At 38.1% G+C, this 9,108-nt stretch carries 9 protein-coding genes and 1 pseudogene; 3 read left to right on the top strand and 7 right to left on the bottom strand.

Annotated elements, in window-relative coordinates:
* Nucleotides 1–237 (top strand): annotated as a pseudogene (locus BZK14_RS07090) (pyridoxal kinase); the annotation flags it as partial.
* A 63-nt stretch (nt 238–300) separates the two neighbouring features.
* Here BZK14_RS07090 and phnX read toward each other — a convergent pair.
* The 5 genes from phnX to BZK14_RS07065 are packed head-to-tail and all read right to left on the bottom strand — an operon-like array spanning nt 301 to nt 6,122.
* Nucleotides 301–1,113 carry a phosphonoacetaldehyde hydrolase gene (gene phnX, locus BZK14_RS07085; RefSeq protein WP_077925834.1) on the bottom strand — a complete coding sequence of 271 codons (813 nt, stop codon included), beginning with the start codon at nt 1,111–1,113 and terminating at the stop codon, nt 301–303.
* Nucleotides 1,114–1,130: 17 nt separating this feature from the next.
* Entirely contained in the window at nt 1,131–2,234 is a 1,104-nt protein-coding gene (locus BZK14_RS07080; protein ID WP_077925833.1) for a 2-aminoethylphosphonate--pyruvate transaminase, read from the bottom strand.
* A gap of 8 nt (nt 2,235–2,242) precedes the next feature.
* Nucleotides 2,243–3,973 (bottom strand): putative 2-aminoethylphosphonate ABC transporter permease subunit, encoded by a 1,731-nt coding sequence (locus tag BZK14_RS07075; RefSeq protein WP_245831221.1) that lies wholly within the window; start codon nt 3,971–3,973, stop codon nt 2,243–2,245.
* Nucleotides 3,974–3,982: 9 nt separating this feature from the next.
* Entirely contained in the window at nt 3,983–5,050 is a 1,068-nt protein-coding gene (locus BZK14_RS07070; protein ID WP_077925832.1) for a putative 2-aminoethylphosphonate ABC transporter ATP-binding protein, read from the bottom strand.
* Between the two features lie 37 nt (nt 5,051–5,087).
* Nucleotides 5,088–6,122, bottom strand: a complete 1,035-nt coding sequence (locus BZK14_RS07065) for a putative 2-aminoethylphosphonate ABC transporter substrate-binding protein (protein WP_077925831.1) — start codon at nt 6,120–6,122, stop codon at nt 5,088–5,090.
* Nucleotides 6,123–6,272: 150 nt separating this feature from the next.
* On the opposite strand from BZK14_RS07065, the gene BZK14_RS07060 reads away from it, so the two are divergent.
* The gene (locus BZK14_RS07060) at nt 6,273–7,415 is read left to right on the top strand and encodes a TIGR03364 family FAD-dependent oxidoreductase (RefSeq protein ID WP_342742236.1); all 1,143 of its coding nucleotides are present in this window, start codon (nt 6,273–6,275) and stop codon (nt 7,413–7,415) included.
* Between the two features lie 102 nt (nt 7,416–7,517).
* Nucleotides 7,518–7,652, top strand: a complete 135-nt coding sequence (locus BZK14_RS13585) for a hypothetical protein (protein ID WP_281249096.1) — start codon at nt 7,518–7,520, stop codon at nt 7,650–7,652.
* Nucleotides 7,653–7,999: 347 nt separating this feature from the next.
* Here BZK14_RS13585 and BZK14_RS07055 read toward each other — a convergent pair whose 3' ends face one another.
* Both BZK14_RS07055 and BZK14_RS07050 read right to left on the bottom strand, forming a co-directional pair.
* On the bottom strand, nt 8,000–8,278 hold the full coding sequence (locus BZK14_RS07055) for a hypothetical protein (RefSeq protein ID WP_077925829.1): 279 nt from the start codon (nt 8,276–8,278) through the stop codon (nt 8,000–8,002).
* 363 nt (nt 8,279–8,641) lie between these two features.
* Nucleotides 8,642–9,108 (bottom strand): superoxide dismutase (locus BZK14_RS07050; RefSeq protein WP_143691392.1); only part of this gene is annotated, 467 nt, incomplete at its 5' end.

Raw genomic sequence — 9,108 nt, 5'->3', positions numbered from 1 at the left:
ACGCCACGTTGCCATTATGTGCCGATGCCAAGCGGTACAGGTGATACATTTACAGCATTGTATTTAGCGCATATGTTAAATGGTGATAGCGTTGAAAAAGCGATCACATATACCACATCGACTTTATATGCTTTGGTGAAAGATACACCGAATGGTTCGCATGATTTGTCATTAGTGCGCGAACAAGCACAGATTATTGAGCCAAAAGAGTTATTTATGGCAGAAAAATTTTGCTAAGAAAAAGCCAATATTATTTTCATAATATTGGCCTAAAGTAGGATCATAAGCTAGTTTTGTTATTTATGGTTTTTCGCCTGATTGAATACGTTGTTCAATCATATTTATAATAGGTTCAAGATCAGCCACAGAATCAATGATGTAATGTGCACCTGATTTTTTCATCGCTGCCGTTGCTTGTTCGCGTAATTGATCTTGTTCTGCTTTTGGTAAGGCGTTCCATTCAGCTTCTGTCATGCCAACTTCATTGCCACTTACTGTCACAGCAACTGTCCAAGTACCAGAGTTTAGGCCTTCTGCAATGCCGACAGCAGTATCATCCACTTTAATCACAGTATGTGGATGCCAAACACCTAAATTATTAAAGGTTTGAAACATCATGAATGGTGCTGGGCGCCCCATTTTAAAATCACCCGCGCACATCACGCTTTCAGGGTCAATGCCATGTGGTTGTGCTAAGCGTTGAACTTTTTCTGCAATTTCTCTGTTGTAGCCTGTAGTTGAGCCTATTTTAATATTGCGTTCACGAAGCTTTTTGAATAATTCAACGGCACCAGGAATAGGATCAGAATAATCATCAATGGCTGCCAAATTCATCGGGATGAAAACATCGTAGAGCATTTGTGCATCTAAATCTGTTGGTGCGCTACCATGTTCTTTTGCCCATGCTGAGCTCACTTCAGGCAAAGCCAATAATGCTTTGATATGATCCAACTTTGCAGAGCCCATTGGACCACGCGCCTGTTCAATCGTTAAAGGTACATTGAACTTTTCAAATAATTTCACAAATGCACCCATTGGCGCACATGAACCATGATCAACGATGGTTCCTGCCCAATCAAAGACGATGGCAGAAATTTTTTGATCATTTTGCATAAGAATTCTCCTCAAATTTATTTAACAACAGCCATTTGTTCTAAAACGTATTTCATACTCGCAACCACTTGGCGCATCTCTTTATGGTTGATTGCACCAATACAGCCTACACGGAAAGTTTCAATTTCTGTTAATTTCCCCGGATACAAAATGAAACCTTCTTCTTTCACTGCGTTATAGAAAGATTTGAAATCGTATTGGTCATATTTGGGCGCTAAAAATGTCACAATGATGGGCGTGATATTTTCTTCATCCAAGAATGGTTCTAAGCCAATTTTTGCCAAACCATTCACAAGTGTTTTGCAGTTATCTTTATAGCGTGCCAACCTTGCAGGTTGTCCGCCTTCTTCTTCAAATTGATTTAAGGCTTCAGCTAAGGCTGCTACAACATGCGTTGGCGGAGTGAAGCGCCATTGCCCTGTTTTTTCCATATATTGGTATTGATCATACAAGTCCAAAGATAAGGATTGGCTATTGCCTTGCATACTTTCTAAAATAGCTTTGCGAATGAAGATAAAGCCCATGCCTGGCACGCTTTCTAAACATTTACCGCTTGCTGAGATTAATGCATCAAATTGAATGTCTCTTGCAGCAATGGGCAGTGCACCAAAAGAGCTCATAGCATCAATGATTAAACCAACATTGAATTCTTTACAGATATCGCTGATTTCTTTTAAAGGATTTAAAACACCTGCACCAGTTTCACAATGAATTAAACCAACATGTGTGATAGATGCATCACTAATTAAGGCTTTTTTTAATGCATCAGGTGAAACAGGTTCTCTTTCATTGAATGACAATAGTGTTGCTTTACGCCCCATTTTATTGGTGAGTGTCGCCATGCGCTTACAATAAGCACCATTATCTAAGACTAACAAATGCCCATTGGGGGGCAGTACACTATTAACCGCAGCTTCTACAGAAAATGTTCCACTACCTTGCATCGGTACGACAACATAATCATCATGACCATGAATAATAGAAAGTAGCTGAGAACGAATTCTTTTAGTGATTTGGTTAAAATCAGCATCCCATGAACCCCAATCTTTTAACATCGCTTTTTTTGTGCGCAATGTTGTCGTTAATGGTCCCGGGGTTAATAAGATTTGATCGCGATCCATGACGTCTCCTAATGATTAGCCCAACGATGTGTTGAGCGTTTGATCCAAAGTTCGATAAAGTAATAAATAGAGATGACAACTAGAGAAACACCAGTGATCATCACAGCCATTGCTGTTGCACCACCAACATCGCCAGCATCATCTAAGTTCAAAATGGCAACAGCTGCGAGTTCTGTTTCAGGTGAATATAAGAAGATCACGGCTGAAATAGTTGTCATTGCATTGATGAAGAAGTAGCGAGAAATATCCAATAATGTTGGCAAGCTGATTGGCAATGTCACGCGCCACATTGTCTTGTAGAAAGGAACTTTGAGAGATTGGGAAACCGCTTCAAATTCCCAATCAATGGATTTCAATGTTGAGGTCATTGTCATGTGGCTTGTGGTATAGAAATGCACCACAGTACATAGGATCAAGATCAACATGGAATGATAGAGGAAGTTGAAAGGATTACTTGGGCTATTAAAGAAGAATATATAACCCAAACCTAAAACTAATCCCGGAATTGCAACAGGCAGAGTTGCCATTAAACGAATGGCTAATTTAATTTTGCTAAAGCCTTTGGTTTTCTCAAGCATATAGCCATTTAAGAATACCAATGCTGTACCAATGATGGTTGTGCCCAATGCCAAAGTTAAACTGTTCAATAATGTTTTGCCTAAGCCACTGCCAAACAGTGCTGATTCATAATTCAACAAGCTGAGTTTCAAGTTATATGGCCAGAAGCTCACGAATGATGCATAAACTGCCATCAACAACATTGCTAGCATTAAGCATGAAATCACGATGACATAAGCATTCATCGCTAAATCAAATTTCATATTCTTTTTAGGTGAAAAACGAACAGATCGAGCGGACAATGTTGAAATCTGTTTTTTACGCACATGGTGTTCTACCGTAAATGTGAGTAGCGCTGGGATTAGCAATAACAAGGCAACAGCTGCGCCTTGTTGGAAGTTTTGCTGACCGATGATCATGCGGAATAAATCTGTGGCTAATACATCAAAGTTACCACCCACGATTTTTGGAATGCCAAAATCTGTGATCACTAATGTGAAAGAAACCATGCCCGCAGAAACTAAGCCATACTTAACACTTGGCAATGTAATCGTGATGAATTTACGGAATTTGCTTGTACCTAAAGTATCTGCTGCTTCATATAAACGCTGATCTGCTAATGTTAATGCAGTGACTAAAATCATCAAAACATGGGGGAAAATGGCAAAGATCTCTGCCAGAATAATTCCGGGTGCACCGTAAATGGAATCAAAACCTAAAGCATTCCAGAATCCTTTAGCGGCACCTTGGTTGCCAAACCAATAAATGATCGAAATAGCAGATAACAATGATGGCGCTAATAAAGGCAATAGGGCGATTGAGCGATAAATACCTTTGAATCGTAAACAGCTGCGAGTTAAAGCATAGGCAAATGTGAAGGCTAAAGGAATCACAATGATAGTAACAACAATGGAAACCCAAATGCTGTTCCATAAACTTCTGAGGATGGAGGGCGATTTGAGATATTCAAAGAGCGCTGAAATTCCTGAGTGTTCACTTAGTGTGTTATTGACGAATAACTGACTTAAAATTGCACTTAAAGGTGCGATTAAAAAGAGTACAAAGAAGATCAGAGAAGTAATTAATACCGTGCCAATGATGATCTTTTCAATAGGCCAAGCAGTAGATTTTGGTTGAATCATTTGTGTTGCAGACTTTGCCTGCAAAGTAGAGCTAGACATATTGATTCCTTAAGCTGCAAAAACATTGATGCGTTCAGGTCTAAAAGCGAACGGTAAGGGTTTATCTAGCTCGATTCCCAAGTCATACACTTGATTTAAGGAAAACTGTAATCGGATGGATTGCTTTGCAAAGGCTGGTACTTCCAGTTCTGCTAAGCAAGTGCCACCCAAAAATTCAATATCTTTGATGATGCCAGTGAATCGCTTTGCTGAATCATTATGATTAAATTCAACTTTGCGATCTTCAGGGCGAAGATATAAGCGAACTTTTTCACCTTTAGGATGGGAAGGAACGTTTGGTGCATGAATGATTTCATCGCCACAACGATAGTAATGATCACCTTCTGATAAAGCATCCAATTGATTAATTTTACCGACAAAGTCAGCCACAAATGGATTAGCAGGGTGATGATAGACTTCCAATGGTGTACCAACTTGTTCAATCACACCATGATTCATAATCACAACGCGATCCGCAATGGCGAGCGCTTCTTCTTGATCATGTGTGACCATGATGGTTGTAATGCCGAGTTGTTTTTGTAAACGGCACAATTCTTCGCGTAGATGAATGCGCACAGTTGCATCAAGTGCGGATAAGGGCTCATCCAATAATAATAAATTAGGCGATGTTGCTAATGCACGAGCCAATGCAACACGTTGCTGTTGCCCGCCTGATAATTGGCTAGGATATTTTTTGCCACTATCAGGTAAACCAATCAAATGTAACAATGCATTAATTTTTTGTTCAATCGTTTCTTTTTGTTTTTTCTGATTTACTAAGCCATAAGCGATGTTATCGCTCACGGAGAGATTGGGAAAAAGAGCATAGGATTGGAAAACAATCCCATAATCTCTTTTTGCAGGTGGCAATTTGGAGATTTCTTGCCCTTTTTGAAAGATCTTGCCTGATGTTTGCTCTTCAAGCCCAGCAATAATACGAAGCAGTGTTGTTTTGCCACAGCCAGAGGGCCCTAAAAAACAGATAAATTCACCGGATTCAATGGCTAAATTGATCTCTTTTAATGCGGTAAAATGTCCAAAACGTTTATTGATAGCATTCAGCTCAAGAAATGACATATAGGCCGATCCCCTTATTAATTAATGAAAAATATGATTAAGATTTAGGCTCTGATTTTTTAGAGTAGCGTTGGCTCCACTCTGACAAAATGCGAGAGCGATCTTTCGCCGCTGTATCAAAATCCATATCAATCAATAATTCTGCATAGTTAGCAGGCACATATTCCAACTTAGTTGCCGTACCTGGAACACTTGTTAAAGCATAATTTTTGCCATATAAAGCCATGGCTTTATCGCTAGAAGCCCAATCTGCTAATACTTTTGCTGCTTCTAGGTTTTTAGTGCCTTTATGGATTGCGAATGATTCAACATCCCAGCCTAAACCTTCGCTTGGGAATACTAAATCGATGGGGGCACCTTTGTCTTTATTGGTATTACCACGATATTCAAAGGAAATGCCCATTACATATTCACCTGTTGCTGCCATGTTGCATGGCTTAGAGCCTGAATGAGTGTATTGTGCGATGTTATTATGGAGTTTATCCATATACTGCCAGCCACCACCTTTGCCTTGTTCATCGCCCCACATTTGTAACCAGCTCACAACATCATAGTAACCAGTACCAGATGATGTTGGATCAGGCATTACGATCTGACCTTGGTAAATAGGATTCAATAAATCGTTCCAACTTGCTGGTTTTGGTAAGCCACGTTTTTCTGCTTCGACGGTGTTAAAGCAGATCACAGCACCAGAGATTTGATGACCCCACCATGCTGGCACTGCATCTTTATCTTTATATTTAGGATCAATCTTAGCAATGTTTGCTGGCGCATAGGGTTCTAGCATATTTTCTAGTTTTAATACCCCTAAACCTGTGATCGCAACGCCCCAAATCACATCAGCCTTTGGATTATTTTTTTCTGCCAATAGTTTAGAAACTACAACACCTGTAGAATCTCTCACAATGCGTAATTTGATTTCAGGGTGATCTTGGTTGAATGCTTTTTCTAATTCTTTCAATTGATCTGTTTCGATTGCGGAATATACCGTTAACTCTTGTTTTTGAGCATATGCTGAACCTAAAGTGCTGATCAATGCAATTGTCAAAGCTGTTGATTTGAATAATTTCATGGAATTTTTCCTTAAAGGGAGTGAATAAAATCCAGTGAAATATAGCTGTTGAATATGACAAAAATATGAAATGTAAAATATAGTGGGCTTATGAGAATTTGTCATATCATTGACATAATCGCTCCCTAGAATGGCGCCATTTTGATCAAGATATGGATAGCGATAATGAAATATGACATAGCCATTGTAGGGGCAGGAATCATCGGTTTGAGTCATGCTTATGCAGCAGCAAAGCGTGGATTGAAAGTTTTAGTATGTGAGCGTACGGATCAACCCTTAGGTGCATCGATTCGCAACTTTGGCTTCGGTGTGGTGACAGGGCAACGCGAAGGCGAGATGCTGAATCTTGCAAATCAGAGCCGAAATATTTGGAGCGAATGGATTAATCATGCCGACATTGATGCTAAGCGTAATGGTTCTTTGCTCATTGCACGCAATCAAGTCGAAGCTGCTGTATTAGAATCTTTTGTGGAAAATAAAGTGAAGCAACATGGCTACGAATGTGAATTATTGAGCAAGCAAGATATTGGTGCGCTTTATGGTGGGCAATTCTCTCGTTATTCTACCATTTTGCATGGCAAAAATGACCAAGTGATTTTCTCTCGTGAAGCCTTGCCACAATTGATCCGTTATTTATCTTCTTTGCCAAATGTCACAATGAAATTTGGAACACTGGTGAAGGATCTCGATGTGGATCAAGGCAGATTAATAACAACGATAGGAGATTTTAGTGCGGCGCATATTTTTGTCTGTTCTGGTCATGATTATCAAACATTGCTTGCAGATGAGATCCAACAATTAAATCCTATGATTTGTCGTTTACAAATGTTACGAGTGAGACCCGTTAAAGAATTATCATTACAACATGCTCTATTTACAGGTTTAAGCTGCACACATTATGATGCATTTAGAGATTTGCCTGAAACTGCAATTTTAAGATTAGCAATGGAGAAGAATCACCCTGAATTTGTAAAATATGGGATTCATTTGTTGATCACACCAACACCCTCTGGTGACTTAATCATTGGGGATTCTCATGCATATTCACAATTTCCACGCCCATTCAGCAGTGAAAATATTGATAACATATTATTGAAGTTAGCAGAAGAAACATTGGGGTTGGAATTAAAAACTATAGAACGTTGGACGGGGAAATATGGGTCAAAAGGCTCTGAGCCATATTCAATCATTAAAGCAGGGTCGTGTGTAACAGCTGTGCTCATGCGTACAGGATTAGGTATGAGCATTGGCCCTGCCTTGGGTGAAAACATAGTTGCTAATGTTTGTGAGTAACTGGCAATCATATTTTATTTGTAGACGATATAAATGCTTAATAAATTTTGATGGGTAGGGTGCATGTGTTGAGTTGCCGTATATAGTTTTGGAGAATTTTGTGTGTCTACATCTTTTGAAGTATGGCAATCAGAAAAATTTATCTTAGATGCATTTTGGGAATCAAGGGTAATTGTGCATGATGGCGCAACAACCTCCCCTGTGAATCTGATCTTGCCTGATAATGTTGGTGGTTGAGCATAACTAACAATACCAAATAGAAAAGTAAACATAATACTCAGGAGTAATCTTTTCATAACCACCACCATTATTATTTAAAAAATAAATTGATAAGTAATTTTTTAAATAAGAATTTACACTCTTTATATGGTTAGGCAAGGGGTTTTATATATAAAAATAATTTCCTAATATTTGTCAAATCAATTGAAAATTGGACTTGAATTGATATTGTCTTTTCGATTAATGTACGGGGGTTGTTTTAAATAAAGTAGAATTTATAAAATTAATTCTACTTTCATAAGATTCATTATTTAAATGAAGAGAAGTTCTCAATTATTTGCGAGATGAATGCCTATATAGGTAATTCATTTATACATAATGGCCACAAACATAACTTGTTTGTCAGATTTGTTGTAACGTTGAGTTGTGATATTCATTTTTTGAATATTTTCTGATGTACGAGCTTCTTGGATCTTGCAATTCGTGAAGGTTAGATTTGAAGATCGCGTAGGTGTCACAACTTGACAAGATGGCGCGGTCACACTGCCTACAAATCGAATTTTTCCGGTTACTTTAGTTTCTTCAGCATGGCCATATGCACTTAGTAAAATCATGGAAATAAGGCTTAGAGATAATTTTTTCATAAATCCTCCATGTTTTAGTCAATAAAAAAGATTTTGATTATGAATATCTTAAATTTATTGTAGTAGGAGGAATGGGATATTTATAATAATTATATATTAATTTTAGATAAGAATATGTCTATTAGTGTTTGATTTTATAGTAATTATTCTTGCTAATTTAGCATGGATTGGCTTTTGTTTAATAGTGTGTAGATTTTGGCTTTAATGATATTTCTACTAAATGCTATGTAAGTTTTGTGGTGATGTGTGATAAGAATATTATATATTTATAAAATATTGATTGTATTCGTATTATAGATAATATTAAGCCTAACAATGAATGCTAGGCTTAATGAATTGAAATTTTAATAGCTAATGTATTGATTATTTAGCAGCTACAAAACGTTTATTTACTTCGTTCCAGTTAACAACATTCCAGAATGCTTTGATGTAATCAGGACGCACATTACTGAATTTTTTGTAGTAAGCATGCTCCCAAACGTCGATTGTTAACACAGGCGTTTTGCCTAATGTTAAAGGTGAATCTTGGTTTGCAGTAGACATAACTTCCAAGTTGCCATCTTTATCTACAACTAACCAAGCCCAACCTGAGCCAAAACGGCTAGTTGCAGCAGCTGCAAATTTTTCTTTGAATGCATCAAAACTACCGAAAGTTGCATCGATTGCAGCTTTGATTTCGCCAACAGGTTCGCCACCCGCATTAGGTCCCATGATTTCCCAGAATAATGTATGGTTAGCATGACCGCCGCCATTATTTTGTACGGCTGTACGGATCTCTGCAGGTACCTGGTCTAATTCAGCGATTAAAGTATCAATATCTTTTGCCGCTA

Origin of the sequence: Wohlfahrtiimonas larvae (assembly GCF_002006755.1) — a bacterium.
In the GTDB taxonomy this organism is placed as follows: Bacteria; Pseudomonadota; Gammaproteobacteria; order Cardiobacteriales; family Wohlfahrtiimonadaceae; genus Wohlfahrtiimonas; species Wohlfahrtiimonas larvae.
Note: the sequence above shows the minus strand (reverse complement) of the source record. Positions and strands in the feature narration are given on the sequence as shown.

What these genes read in the sequence shown, in the direction of transcription:
- phnX (WP_077925834.1), bottom strand. Translation starts at nt 1,113, where the DNA reads ATGCAAAATGATCAAAAAATTTCTGCCATCGTCTTTGATTGGGCAGGA.
- BZK14_RS07080 (WP_077925833.1), bottom strand. Translation starts at nt 2,234, where the DNA reads ATGGATCGCGATCAAATCTTATTAACCCCGGGACCATTAACGACAACA.
- BZK14_RS07075 (WP_245831221.1), bottom strand. Translation starts at nt 3,973, where the DNA reads ATGTCTAGCTCTACTTTGCAGGCAAAGTCTGCAACACAAATGATTCAA.
- BZK14_RS07070 (WP_077925832.1), bottom strand. Translation starts at nt 5,050, where the DNA reads ATGTCATTTCTTGAGCTGAATGCTATCAATAAACGTTTTGGACATTTT.
- BZK14_RS07065 (WP_077925831.1), bottom strand. Translation starts at nt 6,122, where the DNA reads ATGAAATTATTCAAATCAACAGCTTTGACAATTGCATTGATCAGCACT.
- BZK14_RS07055 (WP_077925829.1), bottom strand. Translation starts at nt 8,278, where the DNA reads ATGAAAAAATTATCTCTAAGCCTTATTTCCATGATTTTACTAAGTGCA.